A 19,079-nucleotide genomic window follows, 5' to 3' on the forward strand; every position below is an offset into this window, starting at 1 on the left:
CGACGGACCTCGGGACGCTCTTACACCACGTCTGCGCGCGCCACCTCCCTGCTCCGGAAAACGGCGAAATCTGGCTCAAAACGCTCGCTAGGGATATCCGAAGACCACCGTTGGCGACGTCGAATCATATGCAGACAACTCGAACTACAGAATACTCCAAAAAATGCACGGCGCACCCCATGGGACCCATTGCCGCATGGCAGGAAACAGGCCCACGGCATCCTCTAGATGCATTCCCGAGGAAATCACATTTGAACTAGCGATCGGATACGGCAAACAAAAAGGGCCCCGAGCATAATCTGCTCGGGGCCCAAACTCATCTCGCCTCACCGCGCGACGGGTGTGTTACTTGCGCTTGCCGCCGCCGTCACCGGGGCGGCGGGAGCTGCTACCGCGCTTGCCGCCACGACTATTGCCATAGCTGCCACGGTTATCGCGACCGCCGGCGCGGCCGCCACGAGAGCCGGACTGGTTGCCGCCGCGACCACCACGATAGCCGCCACGGCGCTCCTCGCGGGTGTCGTCGTAGTTGCGCCAATCATCGCGACGATCGCGGCTGGCACGCGGGTCGCGACGATCGCGCGACTCATTCGAACGACCGGCGCCGCTGCGGCCACCGTTGCCACGAGCACCCTCGCGACGCTCGCCGCCACGGACGCCGCGCTCGTCACGCGAACCACGGCCTTCGCCGCCGCGACGCTCATCACGGCCACCGCGCTCGTCATCACGACCGGAACGACGGCGGTCGCCCGCACCGCGCTTGCCACCGCGCGAACCGCGGCCCTCGTCCTCGCGCTCGACACGACGACGGCCACCGCGATCCTCATCCTCTCGACGGCGGCGATGCGCCTCGCCCTGGAACTGCTTAGCACGACGCTCGGCACGGTTACCGCGCGCAGGCTGCTCAGCGGCACCAGCACCAGCGCGCTCCTCGGCAGCCACCTCGCGGGCCACGCTCTCCACAGCCTCGTCCACGCGAGCCTGAACGCCCTCGCGCACGCGGGTCTTCCCGCCGCGCTTGGGACGGCTCGGACGCTCGCCGTCGCCGCGGCGCTCGTCGCGACCGCGGTTGGAACGACCGGCCACATCGCCGTAATCGTCGCCGTTGCGCTTGCCGTCGCGACGCGCCTGCTCGAGCTTCTTCTTGCTCTTGGACTTGCCGCGCTTGGTCTTCTTCTTCACCTTAAAGGCGGCAGGGTCGCGCTCGGGGTCAACCGCGGGCGGGTTGGGACCCACATGCAGGTCGCCGGCCTCGTAGATGTCGGCGGTCTTGTCCATGAGTTTCTCGATCTCGTAGAACTCGTCCACGTCCTGCTCGGTCACAAACGTGATGGCCCAGCCCAGCTCGCCGGCGCGGCCCGTACGGCCAATACGGTGGATGTAGTCGGTCGGCTCGGCCGGCACGTCAAAGTTCACGACGTAGCGCACATCGCTGATGTCGATGCCGCGGGCAAGCACGTCGGTCGCCACCAGCACGTCGACGGTGCCATCACGGAAGGCAGAAAGCGCGCGCTCACGCTGGGCCTGGCTGCGGTTGCCGTGAATCGCGGCGGCCTTGATGCCCTTGCGCTCCAGACGACGGCAGCAGCTGTCGGCGCGGTGCTTGGTGCGCATAAAGACGATGGTGCGCTCCGGGCCCTCCTTTTTGAGGAACTCGGGCAGCAGGTTGTTCTTGGCCTCGATGGACACCGGGAACACAAACTGATCGACGGTATCGGCGGTCGACGTGGCGGGCGCGATCTCCACGCGGGCCGGATCGCTCACCAGGTCGGTGATCTCGCCCACGGCCTCCTCGTCGAGCGTCGCCGAGAACAGCAGCGTCTGGCGCTCGGCCGGCGTCTCGCGCACAATGCGGCGGACGGCGGGCAAAAAGCCCATGTCGAGCATGCGGTCGGCCTCGTCGAGCACCAGCACCTTGACCTCGTCCAGGTGGCAGGCGCCCTGCTCGATCAGATCGACCAGACGGCCCGGCGTGGCGACCAGGATGTCGCAGCCGTACTTGAGGGCAGCGGTCTGGGGCTTGTAGCTCACGCCGCCCACGACGGTCACGGCAACATGGCCGGTGACGTCGGCGATCTTGCTCGCGACCTCGTCGATCTGCTGGGCGAGCTCGCGCGTGGGGGTGATAACGAGCATCACAGGGCCACGGCCGTTGCCCTCGGGCTTCTTGGCGCCGCGACGGCGGTTGCGGCCGCCGCGCTCACGCACAGGCTTGGGCGGAGCGATGTGCTCCAGATTGTTCATGGTCGGCAGCAAGAAGGCGGCCGTCTTGCCGGTGCCGGTCTGGGCGGCGGCAAGCAGGTCGCGGCCTTCGAGCACCACAGGGATCGAGCCGGCCTGCACGGGCGTCGGCGCCGTGTAGCCCAGGTTCTCGATGGCACGAAGCATCTCGTCGGAAAGGCCCAGCTCGTCAAAGGCGGGCAGGCTCTCGGTAGCGGACTCGACGGCCTGGGCAGCATTGGCCTCATCGGCGGCATCGAAGGCAGCCTGGGTCATGGCCTCGCGGGTCTCGTCCAGGATCTCGGCGTCGGTGACGTCGGATACAGAATTACGCATATGTTGTTGTTCCTTATCTGCACGCGCAATGGGCACGGCATGCGGCCGCGCGGGCGTGCTTGGTAGTGCGCTAATACATACAAAAACAGGTGCGCACAGAGAGGACGTTGCTCAGCACGCTGGCGATCGCTTTGGCAGCCCTATCACGCGCCGTCCAGACGCAGCGGCCCTAAGCGATGGAGCAGATTCGCCGCCGGTTAGTATACCCGTACTCCGTATGCCCCCACGTAAACCACAGATGACGAGGCGGACGCGGCGGGTCTGGACCGATTGTCTCAATCTGTAACAGATACTCAGCAAAAACCGGTCCAGCTGTTATAGATCGAGACAAACTCAAACCTCGCAAAACAAAATCTCGATCTATAACAATTAGAGGTCATTTTCCCTGCTAGATGTTACAGATTGAGATGTTTGGCAGGGACTGCCAACGATTGAGCAGCCGCCCTCATCTGTAATGAAAAGTCATACATTCCAACTATTACTAGACACCCCCAGGGGGTATGGGTGTATAGTATCGGTTGGTTAACAATTCCAACACTAAACTACAGAAAGGAGAAGCCATGGCTCAAGATAAATTCGATGTGGGTGGCATGACGTGCGCCGCCTGCCAGGCGCACGTAGACCGCGCCGTGAGCAAGCTCGACGGCGTCGAGAGCGTCGCGGTCAATCTGCTCGCCGGCTCTATGCTGGTGGACTACGACCCTGCGCAGGTCTCCCCCGACGATATCTGCACCGCCGTCGACCGCGCTGGCTACTCGGCCTCACCCGTCAGCACGGGCACCGACGCCGCCCAAAGCGGCAGTACGCAAGCCAGGTCCGGCGCCGCCCATATGGAGTCGCCGACCAAAAAGTTGGAGGCCGCCGCCTCTGCCATGCGCACCCGCCTCATCGTCTCAATCGTCTTCCTCATCCCGCTGTTCTACATAGGCATGGGGCACATGCTCGGTTGGCCACTGCCCGGCGTCTTCACCGACCACACCCACAGCATGACGCTCGCCCTCACCGAGCTCGTCTTGCTCATCCCCATCGTCTACGTCAACGACGCGTACTTTATCAACGGCTTCAAGTCGCTCGTGCACGGCGCGCCCACCATGGACGCCCTCATCGCCGTCGGCGCCACCGCTTCCATTGCCTGGTCGCTCTACGCCATGTTCATCATGGCCGACCAGCTAGCCGCAGGTCAGGTGCACGAGGCCATGATGACGGGCATGGACAACCTCTATTTTGAGAGCGCGGGCACGATTCTGTCGCTCGTCACCGTGGGCAAATACCTCGAGACACGCAGCAAATCCAAGACCGGCGGCGCCATCGAGGCGCTCATCGACCTGGCGCCCAAGAGCGCGACCGTCGTGGCAGAGGACGGCACCGAGACCACCGTCGACGTCGACAGCATCCTTCCCGGCCAGGTCCTGCGCGTACGCCCCGGAGAGTCCATCCCCGTCGATGGCGTGGTGCTCGAGGGCAGCTCGGCCGTGGACGAGAGTGCGCTCACCGGCGAGTCCATCCCCGTGGAAAAGACCGCCGGTGCCACCGTCAACGCGGCCACGGTCAACCGCACGGGCTCGTTTACCTTCCGCGCCACGCGTGTGGGCGCCGACACGTCGCTCGCCAAGATTATCCAGCTCGTCGAGGACGCCAACACCACCAAGGCGCCCATCGCCCGCATGGCCGACAAAGTCGCCGGCGTGTTCGTGCCCGTGGTGTTTGTAATCTCCGCCGTAACTTTTGTGGCGTGGATGGTGCTGACCGGAAGCATCAACGAGGCGCTCACTTCCGCTGTCGCCGTGCTGGTGATCAGCTGTCCGTGCGCGCTCGGCCTGGCCACGCCCGTCGCCATTATGGTGGGCACCGGCAAGGGCGCCGAGATGGGCATTCTGTTTAAGAGCGCTGAGGCGCTGGAGAACCTGCGCAGCGTGGGCACCGTGGTGCTCGATAAGACGGGCACGGTCACCCGCGGCAAGCCGGCCGTGACCGACATTGTGGTTGTCGCGCGCGCCGACGGCTCGCCCGCTATGAGTGAAAAGGCGTTACTGAAGCTCGCTGCCGCGCTGGAGCGCTCGAGCGAGCACCCGCTGGCCGAGGCGATCATGGCCGAGTGCGAGTCGCGCGGAATCGTGGCGCGCACGGTCGAGGACTTTGCCGCCGTGCCTGGACGAGGCGTTACGGCGCGCGAGGGACAAAACGTCATCGCTGCCGGCAACGTGCGCCTGATGGTCGAGCTGGGCGCGAAGGTGCCCGCCGGCCTTGCCGAGCAATTTGCCGCCGAGGGCAAGACGCCGCTGTTCTTTGCCAAGAACGGCGAGCTTGTCGGCACCATCGCCGTGGCTGATGAGGTCAAGGAGACGAGCGCCGAGGCCATCGCCGCGCTCCGCAAGCTCGGCGTCGATGTGCGCATGCTCACTGGCGACAACCGCGTGACGGCCGAGGCCATCGCCCGCCGCGTGGGACTGAGCAGCGAGCAGGTCATCGCCGACGTCCTCCCCGCCGACAAGGAACGCCACGTGCGCGAACTGCAGGATGCGGGCGGCAAGGTCGCCATGGTGGGCGACGGCATCAACGACTCCCCCGCCCTGGCGCGCGCCGACGTGGGCCTTGCTATCGGCACCGGCGCCGACATCGCCAAGGAGGGCGCCGACGTGGTACTCATGCGCAGCGACCTCATGGACGTCGCCCGAGCCATCGAGCTTTCACGCGCCACGATCCGCAACATCAAGCAGGACCTGTTCTGGGCACTGTTCTACAACGGCATCGGCATTCCGCTGGCGGCGGGCGTGTTCTTCCCGCTCACCGGATGGCAGCTCTCGCCGATGTTTGGCGCCGCGGCCATGAGCCTGTCGAGCGTGTGCGTCGTAAGCAATGCGCTGCGCCTGCGAACCTTTAAGCCTAAAGTGGCAAAATAGGCTCACTATTACGTCCATTTAGAACGGGTTTTCCAGGTGCCAGAGATTGACCTGAAAGAGGAGCGACGCGTACTTTGGTACGCGAGCGACGGCTTGAAGGTCAAGGTCGGGTGCCTGGGAAAGCCGACACAACAGAGAGGAATACCGATGCGATACACAATCAAGACTTCCGGCCTCATGTGCGGCCACTGCGACGCCACCGTCGAGACGGCGTTGCTCAACGTTGCCGGCGTGACCGACGCCGATGCCGATCACGAGACTCAGACCGTCCAGGTGGAGTGCGCCGACACCGTGACCGCCGAGCAGCTCGCCGCCGCTGTCGAGGCCGCGGGTGAGAAGTTCCACGCCCTTTCGGTGACCGCCGCGTAACGACCCGCACGTACCCCCCCCCGACCAGAAACGAGGACCCGCCATGATGGCAGACCACAAATCGGTAACCCGCATGCTCAAGACGGCACGCGGCCAGATCGACGGCATCTTGCGGATGGTCGATGAGGACCGTTACTGCGTCGATATTTCCACGCAGCTCATGGCAACGCAGGCGCTCATTGCGCGCATCAACGCCGACGTGCTCAAGGCGCATATCGAGGGCTGCGTGACTTCGGCAATCGAATCGGGCGACGAAGACCTCAAGGCCGCCAAGCTCGCCGAGATCGAACGCGTCGTCGACAAGCTCTCCAAGTAATTGGGGCATTGGGGACGGACTGCTTTGCACCTTCTTGGTGCATCGGGGACAGGTATGTTTGCACCACCTTGGTGCAGATTGACCTGTCCCCCTTGCTCTAAATCGGGTATAAAGGCGTGCAGCATATCGAACGAAAGGCAATTTGCATGAATGACTTTATGAAGGGCCGCAATGGCGCCGATGAGCTCACCATCGTTATGGGCTTTGTCGGCATCGTCATCGCGATGATCGGATCGATAGCCCATATCCAGTGGCTCAGCTGGATTGCCATCGCCGTAATCGTGATTGGCGTGCTGCGCGGCCTGTCCAAAAACATCGACGCACGTCGCAAGGAAAACGCGGCCTTTGTCGCCGCGACCGCTAACGTCCCCGGCCTGGGCAAGTTCGTAGCGAGCTTGGGTAGCGGCGCCGCGGCTGCCAACGCCTCGCGCACGGCCGGTACCAGCAAGGAAGACTTTGAGCGTGCCAAGCGCACGGCCAAGAAGATGTGGAAGGGTCGCAAAACTACGGCATACCTCAAGTGCCCCAACTGCGGCCAGATGCTCTCCGTCCCCAAGGGCAAAGGCAAGATCCGCGTCACCTGCCCCAAGTGCCACGCCAAGATGGAAACCCGCTCCTAACGCCCGCACGCGGGATAAATTAATCAGGTTTGTTTGTCCCAAATCTTAAGTATTTGTTCGATAAAAAAGCCGAGGCCTCGTGTTGAGACCTCGGCTTTTTGTATGCGGCAACGGAGCTGCCCCTTTGTCACATCTACGCCACACCGTCGCGGGCCAGCTCCTCAGCCAGCGCTTCGGCAGGCATGGCCATAATCGCGTCGAGCTCGGCGTCCACCTCGGGAATACGCTTCACCTTGAGCTTGCGTACCAAATCACCGCGACACATCACATGCGTCGGCTCACGCAGAGCGCACAGGTCATCGAGCGGATTCTTGCGCGTCACCAGGATATCGGCGGCCTTGCCGCACTCGATCGTACCGGTCTCGCCGCCCAGCCCCAGGAGCTCGGCATTGACCTGCGTAGCCGTATGCAGCGCGAAGGCGTTGCTCACGCCCACGTACTTGGCAAAATAGGCCACCTCACGCCACATGTCGTACTGCGTCACGAACGGGCAGCTCGAATCTGTGCCAAGGCCCACCTTAACGCCAGCTTCCAGCGCCGCACGAGCACTCTCGATAATGCCCGAGCACACGATGTCGCCGTTCTTCTTTTGCGTGTCAGTCGAATGGGCCTTCTCCGGATCGAGCAACACAAACGGCAGCGCCGGGCTGATAGTGCAGGTAACGCTGGGCGCACGATCCTCAAGCTGCGTGCCCGCGGCGCCACGGTACAGCTCCAGGATCTCGGGCGTCATCGGGGCACCGTGCTCGATCGTGTCGACCCCGGCCTCAAGCGCGGCCTTCACGCCCTCGGTGCTCTCGACATGAGCCATAGCCGGCAGGCCCACCTCGTGCGCCGCCTTGCACGCCGCCGCGGCAACCTCCACCGGCATACGCAGCACGCCCGGCTCGCCCACCTCGGTCGCATCGAACACACCGCCCGTTACGAACAGCTTAATGACGTCGGCGCCGCGCGCATACAGGTCTCGCACCTGCTCGGCTGCCTCGACGGGGCTGTTGGCCACCTGGGCGAACAAGCCCGCGCCATGGCCGCCCGGCACCGTGACGCCCGTTCCCGGCGCTACCAGGCGCGGACCCTGATACTTGCCAGCGTCGATAGCGTCGCGCACGGCAATGTCGGCAAACAACGGGTCGCCCGCGCCGCGCACCGTGGTCACGCCGCTTGCCAGCTGCTGCTGGGCACTGCCCTTGAGGATGCGGCGGACGATGGCACGGCCCACGGGATTATCGAGTTTCTTCATCAGCGCTCCCGCATCGCCGGCCGAGACAGGCTTGCCCGAGCCGCACAGGTGCACGTGCATATTGATGAGACCGGGCATGAGATACGCACCACCCAGGTCGATAACCTCGGCACCTGCAGGCGCCTGCGCCACAGCACTCGGCCCCATCCAGGTGATGACGCCGCGCTCAACAGTCACGGCCATATCGGGTTGCGGCTCCATATGTTCCGAACCATCCAGAATGGTCGCATTGATAAACAACGTGGAACGATCGGCAGATGCCATATCGAGCTCCTCCCTCACGATTAACTTGAACATTTGTCCATTATCACCTAGTCCCGCTGGATTGCTGCAGACGCATCGGTTAACGGAAGGAAGAGGGGATGTGGGGAGACGGAACACGTTGCAGTCCCACCCCAGCGACACCAGGGAAATATCTCGATCTGTAACAGCTACAGGGTTATTAGGCCCCTTGATGTTACAGATCGAGACATTCGGTCGACGTTTCACCGGCTTGTCTCGATCTGTAACAATTACGAGCTCAAACAGCCTCTAAACGTTACAGATCGAGACAAAACCTCTCAGCGCCCATACCACTGGCATCTCCACTCCTCAGCCAATTCAACCTGCCGAGGAATACCCGCCAGCCTCATTTTCTCGATCAGCTTCCCCGGATTCTTGAGCTCATCAAACGTAAACCGAAGCACCTTATGCCCGAGCATTGTCAGATGAGATTCCCGCTGACGCTCTGCCACGAATGGGTCAGCCGACTCCCGACCCTCGCCGCTCTGCAAGGTGTACTTCCCCTTTCCGTCGAGCTCGCCGATGACACACGTCCCGTCCTCGAGCCGCCAAAAATAGTCGACGCGAAACACCTGGCTCGGATCGAGCGGGTCGCGAAACTCCACCTGCAGCTCCGGAACCGGAAAGCCGTACGCAATAAAGAATGCTCGGAACCGAGACTCGCCGCCGTTTTCAGACAGCCCGTCCGCATACGACGCAATCACCTGTGCCCTGCGATACCCTCGCCTGCCCTCGCAATCGGCGCGGAGGCGCTCGCACAAATCCCCACGTGATACGCCTTTCGCCCGCAGTGCAGAATCGGCAATCGCCAACCCGTAGGAGAACGGTGCACGCAGTAGGCAATCCTCCACCGTGCGCCAAAACGACGTCACCTGCACGCCGTCGACTTGTTCAAGTGCGCCCGCCGCCTGCGGACGCAACAGCCGACATCCTGCACTCAGCGGCACCGAGCAACCTGTCTTAACAAGATATCGTGGCCCAAGCAGATCATTCGGCACCTCCAGACCCCACAAAAGTGCCGCGTCATAGCCCCAAAACGCCCAATCGGGATGAAACTCCGCAAGCCCTTTGATGGCCCGCAGCGCTCGCTCCGTCGGCGTCAGCGCATCCCAATCATGTTGAAAGCAGAACAAATACGGCTCGGGTTCCGCGATATCGTCGGTTCCAACATGACGCCGCAGCCACATGAGCTCGGCATTGTCATGCGTTGCGAGCAGCGCACCTTGCTCGGTCGCCTCCGTGAGTCGCGCGAGCATCCTATTCCGCGCCAACGTGTTGCGAGTCGTATGCTTGTGCTTGAAAACGGTATTAGACACTTCCATCACCACCACATCGGACAAATGGACCATCGTCACCGTTGCCTCCACCGACAAACGTCTTGATCTGTAACAAGAAGAACGATTTTTGGACTGTAGATGTTACAGATTGAGACATTCCCCCCAGCCAGGTGCCAAACGTCTCGATCTGTAACAGTTAGACGTTCTCCAGGCCCCTAAACGTTACAGATTTAGACAAACCAGCGGCGCCCAAGCATTCGTCTCGATCTGTAACAGGTAGACCGGTGTTTTGCCCCCAAACGTTACAGATCGAGACAAAAGGGCAGAAGGCAAGGCAGGCGACAACCGCCCATCCTCTACCCCCACTCCTGCTCGTAGATGTTGAGCGACTTTACGTACCGCCCCTGGGCGCCCATGATGTCGCGGACCAGACGCAAGAAGAAGCTGATGCACGAGGTGTCAAAGCCGTCCTGCAGGTCCTCCGGATGCACCGCACCCGGCCCATCGACCGCCGTATCGCTCAGCCGCGCGATGTCATACAGGTAGAGCTGTCCCGCCGTAAGCCAGACATCGTCGACGCAGGCGAGGCGCACCGCAATCGCGCCGTCACTCCAGTGCTCCTTCTGCACGATATGCGGATCGTAGACATCAAAGCGATGATCGGTGCGCGTGTCCTTCAGCACGACCATGCCGGACGCAGGATTCTTGTCCAAAATGCCAAAGCGCGAGAAATACTGCGTGTCGCGTACCTGCTCGAGCCGCTTGAGCGAGGCAGGCGAAAGCGATGCCGGCGGCTCGTCAACATACAGCTCGAGCAGCGTTTTGCCATGGCGATAGGGGCGCTCAAACAGCAGCCAATCGGTAAACGCCATGTTGTAGGCCATGATTTCGTTTTGCGAAGGCTCAGTGCAATAGCTGAGCCACGGGTCGACAATGATCTCGAACTGTTCGCGCGCCGGCTCCAGGAATTGAAACTTCCGCAGCATCCAAAAGTGAGCCATGTCGGCAATATCGTTGCCGACGGCTTCGGCTAGCTCTGCTCGGTCAAAAGCGTGGTCAGTCATGGCATCCTCCTCAAACTGATGGACCTCAATTTGAGCTTACGAGGAAGGTGGGCAGCCACGACCAGCGCGGGCAAAATAGGCCTCCGACTGCAAACCAGATACTGACCAAACACTTGACGAAAAGCTTGATCGAAAATGCGCACCGCAACAAAACCGCAGGTAGACATAGACGGCCAACCCGCCCTTTTGAGCCAGATGCCCGCAGCCACCACAGAAACAACAGGTGACCACAGCCCGAGAAGTCGACAAATGAACATCCGTACGTCGACAAACGAGCAAACTGCTCGCAAATCCGCAAGGAGTGTCCCCGAGTGCCGGCAGTTAGGGACAGCCCTTTCCGATTCGATTGTTGAGTATCTCCGTGACTACTTTACAGTTCCAGCGCGTCGGCGACTTCGGCTGCGCAGGCCAGGGCATCGGCCATGGCGTTCACCACGAGCGAGCTGCCGTTGCGGGCATCACCCGCCACATACACCGGCGCGGCATCCGCAGCAACACCATCCACGCGGGCCGCAAGGTGTGAGCCCTCGGAAGCCATCACGGGCAGCGGGCGGCCCGCCGTGGCAACGGGCACGCCGACAGCTTCGAACACGCTGTGTTCCGGACCCGTAAAGCCACAGGCGATGAGCACCAGCTGCGCCGGCACCTCGTGCTCGGAGCCCGCAATGCGTTCGGGCTTGCCGGCCGACCAATCCAGATCGACCACGCGCAGACCCGCAGCCGCGCCCTTCTTGTCCAGCAGCACCTCGAGCGTGTCCACGCCCCAAGCGCGCATCTCGCCGCCCATGGCAGCGATAGCCTCCTGCTGGCCGTAGTCGGTCTTCTTCACGTTGGGCCACTGCGGCCAGGGGTTGCCTGCCGCGCGCTTATCGGGCGCAGCCGGCAAGAACTCAAACTGGCGCACGCTGCGCGCGCCCTGACGCACGGCGGTACCCACGCAGTCGTTGCCGGTATCGCCACCGCCAATGACCACGACGTCCAGGCCGCGTGCGTTCACCGCGGGCTTGCCGCCATCGAGCACCGAGACGGTCGAAGCCGTCAGGTAGTCCACGGCATACACCACGCCCGGGGCATCAATGTTCGCAGCCGAAAGTCCACGCGGAGCACGGGCGCCGGCAGCCACCACGGCGGCGTCAAAGTCGTCGAGCCTGGCGGTAACCTTGGGATCGCTCACGTCGGCGCCCAGCTCGAACACAATACCCAGCTCGCGCATGAGCGCCACACGACGCTCGACCGCAGACTTCTCGAGCTTCATGTTGGGAATGCCGTACATGAGTAGGCCGCCGGGGCGGTCGTCGCGCTCAAACACCGTCACGCGGGCACCGCGACGTGCAAGCTCCCATGCTGCCACCAGGCCAGCCGGGCCGGAACCAACCACGGCGACCGAGGGCGCGTCCTCCCCTGCCGGCTCAAAGCGACGTGGGCCGCCGTTGGCCCACTCATGGTCGCTGATCGCACGCTCGTTATCGTGAATCGTCGTGGGTTGGCCGTCGACCGAGCCCAGGTTGCACGCGGCCTCGCACAGTGCCGGGCACACGCGGCTCGTGAACTCAGGCATGGGCGAGGTGAGCGACAGGCGCTCGGCAGCCTCATCCCAGCGGCCGCGGTACACCAGCTCGTTCCACTCGGGAATCAAGTTGTGCAGCGGGCAGCCGCTCGGACGTGCCTTGCCAAAGCTCGCGCCCATCTGGCAAAACGCCACGCCGCACATCATGCAGCGGCTCGCCTGGGCGCGACGTGCGTCGTCATCGAGCTCCACATACAGGGGATCAAAATCATGACTGCGCTCCTCCACGGGACGCAGCGCCCGCAGCACCGCCCGCAGCACCGCCCGCAGCATCGAAGCGAGCGACATCCGCAGCGCTCGCGCGACCGGTCACGATGTCAAACGCCAGCTCCTCTGCCTGCGCATGCGTCTTGCCGACGGCCTCGGCGGCGGCGACAATCGCCAGCACACGCTCGTACTCGGTCGGAATGACCTTCACGAAGTGCTTGCTCATCGTCTCAAAGCTGTAGAGCAGCTTGATGCCGCGCGGGCTCTGCGTCGCGTCCACGTGCTCCTGGATGAGCTCGCGAATCTGTGCCAGCTCGCCGGCCGTCGAGGCCTTGAGCTCAACGCTCTCGTGGTTCACGCGGGCATCGAGCGTGCCGTACTGGTCAAAGACATAGGCCACGCCGCCCGTCATACCGGCGGCGAAGTTCTGCCCGACCTCACCCAGGATAAGCGCCAGACCGCCCGTCATGTACTCGCAGCCATGGTTGCCGCAGCCCTCGACCACCACGGTGGCACCGGAGTTGCGTACGCCAAAGCGCTGGCCGGCCAGGCCGTTGATGAAGCCACGGCCGCTCGTGGCGCCAAAGAACGCAACGTTGCCCACGATGATGTTTTCGTCGAACTTATAGGTCGCATGCGGGTTGGGGCGCACCGACACCTCGCCGCCCGAAAGGCCTTTGCCAAAGTAGTCGTTGGCGTCGCCGCACACGTTGAGCGTAATGCCGCGCGGCAGGAAGGCGCCAAAGCTCTGACCGGCCGAACCATCGCAATCGATGGTGATGGAGCCGGCGGGCAGGCCCTCGGGATGCGCCTTGGTCACCGCATTGCCCAGAATGGTGCCCACGCAGCGGTTAACGTTGGCGATGTCGGCATGGAAACGAATCGGGCGCAGGTGCGCACGGGCATTGGCCGTGTAGGGCACGAACAACGTGGAGTCGAGCGTCTTGTCGAGCTCGCTGTCGGCAGCCATCTGCGGCAGGAAGTGGCGACCGTCGGCACCCGGAATATGGGCACCGAACTCGCAGGTCGCGCTTGCCAGCACGGGCGACAGATCCAGCAGGTTAGCCTTGCGGTTGCCCGGCACCTCGATCTGGCACAAACACTCGGGATGGCCAACCATCTCATCGACGGTGCGGAAGCCCAGGCTCGCCATAACCTCGCGCAGCTGCTCGGCCACAAAGAGCATAAAGTGCTCAACGTGCTCGGGCTTACCGCGGAAGCCGTGACGCAGGCGGCAGTTTTGCGTGGCGATGCCGGCCGGGCAGGTATCCTGCTGACAGTCACGCTGCATGAGGCAACCCATGGAGATGAGCGGCATGGTCGCAAAGCCAAACTCCTCGGCGCCCAGCAAGCAGGCGACGGCGACATCGGTGCCGTCCATGAGCTTGCCGTCGGCCTCGAGCACCACGCGGGAGCGCAGGCCGTTTTGCAGCAGCGTCTGCTGGGCCTCGGCAAGGCCGAGCTCCAGCGGCAGGCCAGCATGCCAAATGGAATCGCGCGCCGCGGCACCCGAGCCGCCATTGTGGCCGCTGATCAAGATCTTGTCGGCAGCGCCCTTGGCCACACCGGTTGCGATGGTGCCGACGCCGGCCTCGCTGACCAGCTTGACCGACACGCGCGCGCCAGGGTTGGCATTCTTAAGGTCAAAGATCAGCTCTGCCAGGTCCTCGATGGAGTAGATGTCGTGGTGCGGCGGAGGCGAGATCAGGCCGATGCCGGGCGTGGACTGACGGACCTCGGCAATCCAGGGGTAGACCTTCTTGCCGGGCAGGTGGCCACCCTCGCCGGGCTTGGCGCCCTGGGCCATCTTGATCTGAATCTCGAAGGCGCTGCACAGGTAGCGGCTCGTCACGCCAAAGCGCGCACTTGCCACCTGCTTGATCGCGGAGTTCTTGGAATCACCGTTAGCCAGCGGGGTCTCGCGACGCGGATCCTCACCGCCCTCGCCCGAGTTGGAACGGCCGTGCAGGCGGTTCATGGCGATGGCCATGCACTCGTGTGCTTCCTTGCTGATGGAGCCGTACGACATGGCGCCGGTGTTAAAGCGGCGGACGATGTTGAGCGCGGGCTCGACCTCGTCGAGCGAAACCGGCGTGCGGCCGCTGGCATCAAAGTCGAGCAAGTCGCGCAGACGCACGGCACGGCCGGTGCGGTGCAGGCGGGCGCTGTACTCCTTAAAGGTGTCGTAGCTGTCCTCACGGCAGGCGGTCTGCAGCAGGTAGACGGTCTGGGGGTCGATGAGGTGTTCCTCGCCGCCGAGCGGGCGCCACTTGGTCAGGCCCAGCGTGGGCAGCTGATCGGGAGCCGGGCTCTTAAGGATAGCGAGCGCGGCGTCGTAGCGCTCGTTTTGCTCGCGTTCAACGTCCTCGACACCCATACCGCCCACACGGCTCACCGTGCCGGCAAAGTACGCGTTGACGAACTCCGGCGTAAAGCCCACGGCTTCGAAGATCTGCGCCGAATGGTAGCTCTGCACCGTGGAGATGCCCATCTTGGACATGATGGAGACGATGCCGGCGGTCGCAGCCTTGTTGTAGTTGGCGATGCCCTGCTCGGCCGTCACGTCCAGGTCGCCGCGTGCCGCCAGATCGCGGATGCACGCATGTGCGTTGTACGGATAGATGCCGCTCGCGGAGTAGCCCACCAGTGCCGCAAAGTCGTGCGGGGACACGGCGTCACCGCACTCCACCACGATGTCGGCAAAAGTACGAACGCCGGCGCGGATCAGGTGGTTGTGCACGCAGCCCACGGCGAGCAGCGACGGCACGGGCACCTCGCCCGCAGCGGCACGATCGCTCAACACCACAATGTTCACGCCGTCGCGGACCGCAGCCTCAACGTCCTCGGCAAGCTGTTTGAGCGCAGCCTGCAGCGCGCCCTCGCCGGCATCGCGGCGGTAGACGGCACGGAAACGACGGGTCTTAAAGCCAACACGGTCGATGGCACAGATATGCTCGAACTCTTCCTCGTTGAGCAATGGGCGCTCCAAGCGCACCAGCTGACAGGCCGTGCGGGAATCCTCGAGCAGGTTGCCGTGGTTGCCCAGGTAGAGCGTGGTCGAAGTCACCATGTGCTCGCGCAGGGCATCGATCGGAGGATTCGTGACCTGAGCGAACAGCTGATAGAAGTAGTCAAAGAACGAACGCGTCTTCTTGGACAGGCAGGCCAACGGCGCATCGATACCCATCGAGGCGAGCGGGGCCTTGCCCTGCTGGGCCATGGGGCGCACGACCTCGTCAACATCATCCCAGTGATAGCCGAGCTTGGCCATGCGCACGGCGGCGGGCACCTCGGCATCCTCGGCGGGCACGGGCGCGGCGGGCTCATCGAGCGCGTCGACGGTCAGTGTCTCCTCGGCAATCCAGTCGCGGTAGGGCTTCTCCTTGGCATAGCGGGCGCGCAGCTCGTCGTTGTAGATCACGCGGCCGCGGGCAAAATCGACCTCGAGCATCTGGCCCGGTCCCAGGCAGCCGCTCGTCAGGATGTTCTCGGGGCTCACCTCGATGGTGCCCACCTCGCTTGCCAGCATAAAGCGGCCATCGCGCGTCACGTAGTAGCGGGCGGGGCGCAAGCCGTTGCGGTCGAGGGCGGCGCCCAGCGTGCGACCGTCGGTAAAGGCGATGGCCGCCGGGCCGTCCCAGGGCTCCATGAGCATGGACTGGTAAGCGTCGTAGGCGCGGCGCTCCTCACTCAGGCTATCGTTGTGGTCCCACGGCTCGGGCAGCAACATGGACGCGGCACGCGTGAGCGGGCGACCGTTCATGACCAAGAATTCGAGCACGTTGTCCAGAATCGCGGAGTCGGAACCCTCGCGGTTGATGATGGGCATCACGCGCTCAAGATCGTGCTGCAGCACGGGGCTGTACAGGTTGGGTTCGCGGGCGCGAATCCAGTTGACGTTGCCCTTGAGGGTGTTGATCTCGCCGTTATGGATGATAAAGCGGTTGGGGTGCGCACGCTCCCAGCTGGGCGTGGTGTTGGTGGAGTAGCGCGAGTGGACGAGCGCCACGGCCGTTTTGACGGCGGCGTCGTTGAGGTCGATGAAGAAGCGGCGCATCTGCGTGGTGACCAGCATGCCCTTGTACACGATGGTGCGCGAGCTCATGGAGCACACGTAGAAGATCTTGTCTCGCAGGGCAAACTCGGCATCGGCCTTCTTTTCGATGGTGCGGCGGCACACGTACAGGCGACGCTCAAAGGCATCGCCGGCGGGCGTGTCGTCCGGACGGCCCAGGAAGGCCTGCAGGATAGTGGGCATGCAGGCGCGGGCCGTCTCGCCCAGGTCGTGCGGGTCGACGGGCACCTCGCGCCAAAAGAGCAGCGGCACGCCGGCCTCGGCACAGCCCTCCTCAAACACGCGGCGGGCATCCTCTACGCCCTTGTCGTCCTGCGGAAAGAACAGCATGGCCACGCCATAGTCGCCCTCTGCTGGCAGAATCTGACCGCACTTTTGAGCTTCTTTGCGAAAAAAGTGATGCGGAACCTGGAACAGGATGCCGGCGCCGTCGCCGGTGTTCTTCTCGAGTCCCGTGCCGCCGCGGTGCTCCAAGTTGACCAGAATGGACAGTGCGTCGTCCAGAATCTGGTGATGGCGCTCACCGTTGATATCGGCAAGCGCGCCGATGCCACATGCATCATGGTCGAATTCGGGGCGATAAAGGCCCTGCTGCTGAGCGGAATCTGCCTGCATCGCGATCCTCCCCTAGATATTTAGACAGTCAGTTGAATAGGCATAGTAGGAGCATCGCCGGCCCGTTGTGTTTCCCACCCGTTTCGAAACAATCGCGTAACGCACGCCCTACGAGTGGACACCGCCGACCTCAAGGGCGACAACATAGGCCCCAAGTTCGGCCTGTTAGCTCACCACTTCAAACATCTCAATCTGTAACAGTAAGGCCCAATTACGACGACTAACTGTTACAGATTGAGATGTTTTCGAGAGACAGTTCCGAATGTCTCGATCTGTAACACGAAGGGCCGGTTTTGGCGGCAAACTGTTACAGATCGAGAGATTACATAGGACCATTTCTTCCTGTCTCGATCTGTAACACCTAGGCCCAATTTCCATCCCTAGTTGTTACAGATCGAGACATTTCGGCAGCCCCCTTTCACCATCCCATTCAAATACAACAATTTTATTAGTCTTGGTTAACTTTTAAGCTTAAAACGGGTATCCTTTGCGGCGTCAAGCAAACGGCACACAGGAGCGCACCATGCTCAACCATCTCAAACAACACTTTGGCTCCCGACGCACCGGTGGTCACGGAGGCCTAGACATTGCGCGGCATATCGGCCCCGGGCTGCTCGTGACCGTCGGCTTTATCGACCCGGGCAACTGGGCCTCCAATATGGCCGCGGGCTCGCAGTTTGGCTACGCACTGCTGTGGATCGTCACGCTGTCCACGATTATGCTCATCGTGCTGCAGCACAACGCGGCGCACCTGGGTATCGCCACGGGCGCCTGCCTTGCCGAGGCCACGACACGTTACCTCCCCCGCTTCGTCGGGCGTACGGTGCTCGCCAGCGCCTATCTCGCGACCATCGCCACCGCCATGGCCGAAGTCCTGGGCGGCGCGATTGCCCTTCAAATGCTCTTTGGGCTGCCCGTGCGCGCGGGCTGCGTCATCGTGGCGGCAGTATCGATGGCGATGCTCATGACGAACTCCTACAAGCATGCCGAACGCTGGATCATCGCCTTCGTAGGCGTGGTAGGACTCTCGTTTTTGGCCGAGCTTGCACTAGTCAAGGTCGACTGGCCGCAAGCCGCCGCAAGCTGGATCACGCCCAGTATGCCCACTGGCTCTGCCGCGATTATCGTGAGTGTCCTGGGTGCGGTCGTTATGCCCCACAACCTTTTTCTGCACTCCGAGGTCATCCAATCCATGCACTTCGAAGGCCAAGGCGAGCAGGTTATCGAAGAGCGTCTGCGCTACGAGCTCTTCGACACGCTCTTTTCGATGGGCGTGGGCTGGGCAATCAACTCGGCCATGGTCATCCTGGCCGCAACGACCTTCTTTGCGCACGGCATGGTCGTAGACGACCTCGCCGTCGCAGCGGCCACGCTCTCCCCCATCTTGGGCCCGGCGAGCTCGACCATCTTTGCGGTAGCGCTGCTGTTCGCGGGCCTCTCGAGTAGCGTGACGGCGGGCATGGCGGCGGGAACCATCACTGCGGGCATGTTCGACGAGGAATACGATATCCACGACCGACATTCCTCGATCGGGGTGGCGGCCTGTTTCGTCGGCGCAGTGACGGCGTGCCTGGTCGTCCCAAATCCTTTTGAAGGTCTCATCTGGAGTCAGGCACTGCTGTCGCTTCAGCTACCGATTACGGTCTTTGTGCTCATACGGCTCACCAGTTCACCCCGCGTTATGGGCAAATACGCCAATTCGCGCCCGCTCAACGCGCTGCTCGTAGGGATTAGTGCCGTCGTGACGATTCTCGATGTCGTGTTGTTGACAGGGATGTAATGGGGCGGGGCACCTATCTAGGCAAACGTCTCGATCTGTAACATCTAGAGCCGCTTTTGATGTCTAGATGTTACAGATCGAGATCATTCCGAGGGACAGCTCCGTTTGTCTCAATCTGTAACAAGTGGACCCAATTTTCACCGTTAGATGTTACAGATTGAGACCTTCTGCCGGACGGTTTTGGTTTGTCTCGATCTGTAACAGGAAGACC

Annotated in this window: 11 protein-coding genes; 5 read left to right on the forward strand and 6 right to left on the reverse strand. The window is 62.8% G+C overall.

The annotated features are described in order from the left end of the window. Positions 1-345 precede the first annotated feature (345 nt). The gene (locus DWW12_RS00005) at positions 346-2,556 is read right to left on the reverse strand and encodes a DEAD/DEAH box helicase (protein WP_117854413.1); all 2,211 of its coding nucleotides are present in this window, start codon (positions 2,554-2,556) and stop codon (positions 346-348) included. 560 nt (positions 2,557-3,116) lie between these two features. Between DWW12_RS00005 and DWW12_RS00010 the strand changes: the two genes are divergently transcribed. The 4 genes from DWW12_RS00010 (at position 3,117) to DWW12_RS00025 (ending at position 6,761) form a co-directional block, all read left to right on the forward strand. Next, complete coding sequence (locus DWW12_RS00010) at positions 3,117-5,456, forward strand: cation-translocating P-type ATPase (RefSeq protein WP_117854414.1); 2,340 nt, start codon at positions 3,117-3,119, stop codon at positions 5,454-5,456. A 147-nt stretch (positions 5,457-5,603) separates the two neighbouring features. Beyond that, positions 5,604-5,825, forward strand: coding sequence for a heavy-metal-associated domain-containing protein (locus DWW12_RS00015; protein ID WP_055310331.1), 222 nt, complete (start codon positions 5,604-5,606; stop codon positions 5,823-5,825). Positions 5,826-5,868: 43 nt separating this feature from the next. After that, complete coding sequence (locus tag DWW12_RS00020) at positions 5,869-6,141, forward strand: metal-sensing transcriptional repressor (RefSeq protein ID WP_055285698.1); 273 nt, start codon at positions 5,869-5,871, stop codon at positions 6,139-6,141. A gap of 146 nt (positions 6,142-6,287) precedes the next feature. Further along, positions 6,288-6,761, forward strand: a complete 474-nt coding sequence (locus DWW12_RS00025) for a hypothetical protein (RefSeq protein WP_117716904.1) — start codon at positions 6,288-6,290, stop codon at positions 6,759-6,761. A gap of 133 nt (positions 6,762-6,894) precedes the next feature. Here the strand turns inward: DWW12_RS00025 and DWW12_RS00030 are convergent, their stop codons facing one another. From DWW12_RS00030 to gltB, 5 genes are all read right to left on the reverse strand, one after another. Then, a complete protein-coding gene (locus DWW12_RS00030; protein WP_233544178.1) occupies positions 6,895-8,265 on the reverse strand; it encodes an amidohydrolase family protein in 1,371 nt (456 codons plus the stop codon). Between the two features lie 296 nt (positions 8,266-8,561). Beyond that, entirely contained in the window at positions 8,562-9,650 is a 1,089-nt protein-coding gene (locus DWW12_RS00035) for a hypothetical protein (RefSeq protein WP_124786025.1), read from the reverse strand. 266 nt (positions 9,651-9,916) lie between these two features. Beyond that, positions 9,917-10,624, reverse strand: a complete 708-nt coding sequence (locus DWW12_RS00040; protein ID WP_117797457.1) for a hypothetical protein — start codon at positions 10,622-10,624, stop codon at positions 9,917-9,919. Positions 10,625-10,994: 370 nt separating this feature from the next. Next, positions 10,995-12,479: a glutamate synthase subunit beta gene (locus DWW12_RS00045; RefSeq protein ID WP_233544180.1), complete on the reverse strand. Its 1,485-nt coding sequence runs from the start codon at positions 12,477-12,479 to the stop codon at positions 10,995-10,997. Further along, positions 12,400-17,088, reverse strand: coding sequence for a glutamate synthase large subunit (gltB, locus tag DWW12_RS00050; RefSeq protein WP_117854419.1), 4,689 nt, complete (start codon positions 17,086-17,088; stop codon positions 12,400-12,402). Before gltB ends, DWW12_RS00045 begins: the two co-directional genes overlap by 80 nt. Positions 17,089-17,611: 523 nt before the next feature. Here gltB and DWW12_RS00055 point away from each other — a divergent pair. Continuing rightward, positions 17,612-18,868: an Nramp family divalent metal transporter gene (locus DWW12_RS00055; RefSeq protein ID WP_117854420.1), complete on the forward strand. Its 1,257-nt coding sequence runs from the start codon at positions 17,612-17,614 to the stop codon at positions 18,866-18,868. The last annotated feature ends 211 nt before the right edge of the window (positions 18,869-19,079 follow it).

Origin of the sequence: Collinsella sp. AF14-35, assembly GCF_003464565.1 — a bacterium.
Classification (GTDB): domain Bacteria; phylum Actinomycetota; class Coriobacteriia; order Coriobacteriales; family Coriobacteriaceae; genus Collinsella.

Excerpts from the sequence above, each read along its gene's own strand:
- DWW12_RS00005 (WP_117854413.1), bottom strand. The coding sequence starts at position 2,556 with ATGCGTAATTCTGTATCCGACGTCACCGACGCCGAGATCCTGGACGAG.
- DWW12_RS00010 (WP_117854414.1), top strand. The coding sequence starts at position 3,117 with ATGGCTCAAGATAAATTCGATGTGGGTGGCATGACGTGCGCCGCCTGC.
- DWW12_RS00015 (WP_055310331.1), top strand. The coding sequence starts at position 5,604 with ATGCGATACACAATCAAGACTTCCGGCCTCATGTGCGGCCACTGCGAC.
- DWW12_RS00020 (WP_055285698.1), top strand. The coding sequence starts at position 5,869 with ATGATGGCAGACCACAAATCGGTAACCCGCATGCTCAAGACGGCACGC.
- DWW12_RS00025 (WP_117716904.1), top strand. The coding sequence starts at position 6,288 with ATGAATGACTTTATGAAGGGCCGCAATGGCGCCGATGAGCTCACCATC.
- DWW12_RS00030 (WP_233544178.1), bottom strand. The coding sequence starts at position 8,265 with ATGGCATCTGCCGATCGTTCCACGTTGTTTATCAATGCGACCATTCTG.
- DWW12_RS00040 (WP_117797457.1), bottom strand. The coding sequence starts at position 10,624 with ATGACTGACCACGCTTTTGACCGAGCAGAGCTAGCCGAAGCCGTCGGC.
- DWW12_RS00045 (WP_233544180.1), bottom strand. The coding sequence starts at position 12,479 with ATGTCGCTCGCTTCGATGCTGCGGGCGGTGCTGCGGGCGGTGCTGCGG.
- gltB (WP_117854419.1), bottom strand. The coding sequence starts at position 17,088 with ATGCAGGCAGATTCCGCTCAGCAGCAGGGCCTTTATCGCCCCGAATTC.
- DWW12_RS00055 (WP_117854420.1), top strand. The coding sequence starts at position 17,612 with ATGCTCAACCATCTCAAACAACACTTTGGCTCCCGACGCACCGGTGGT.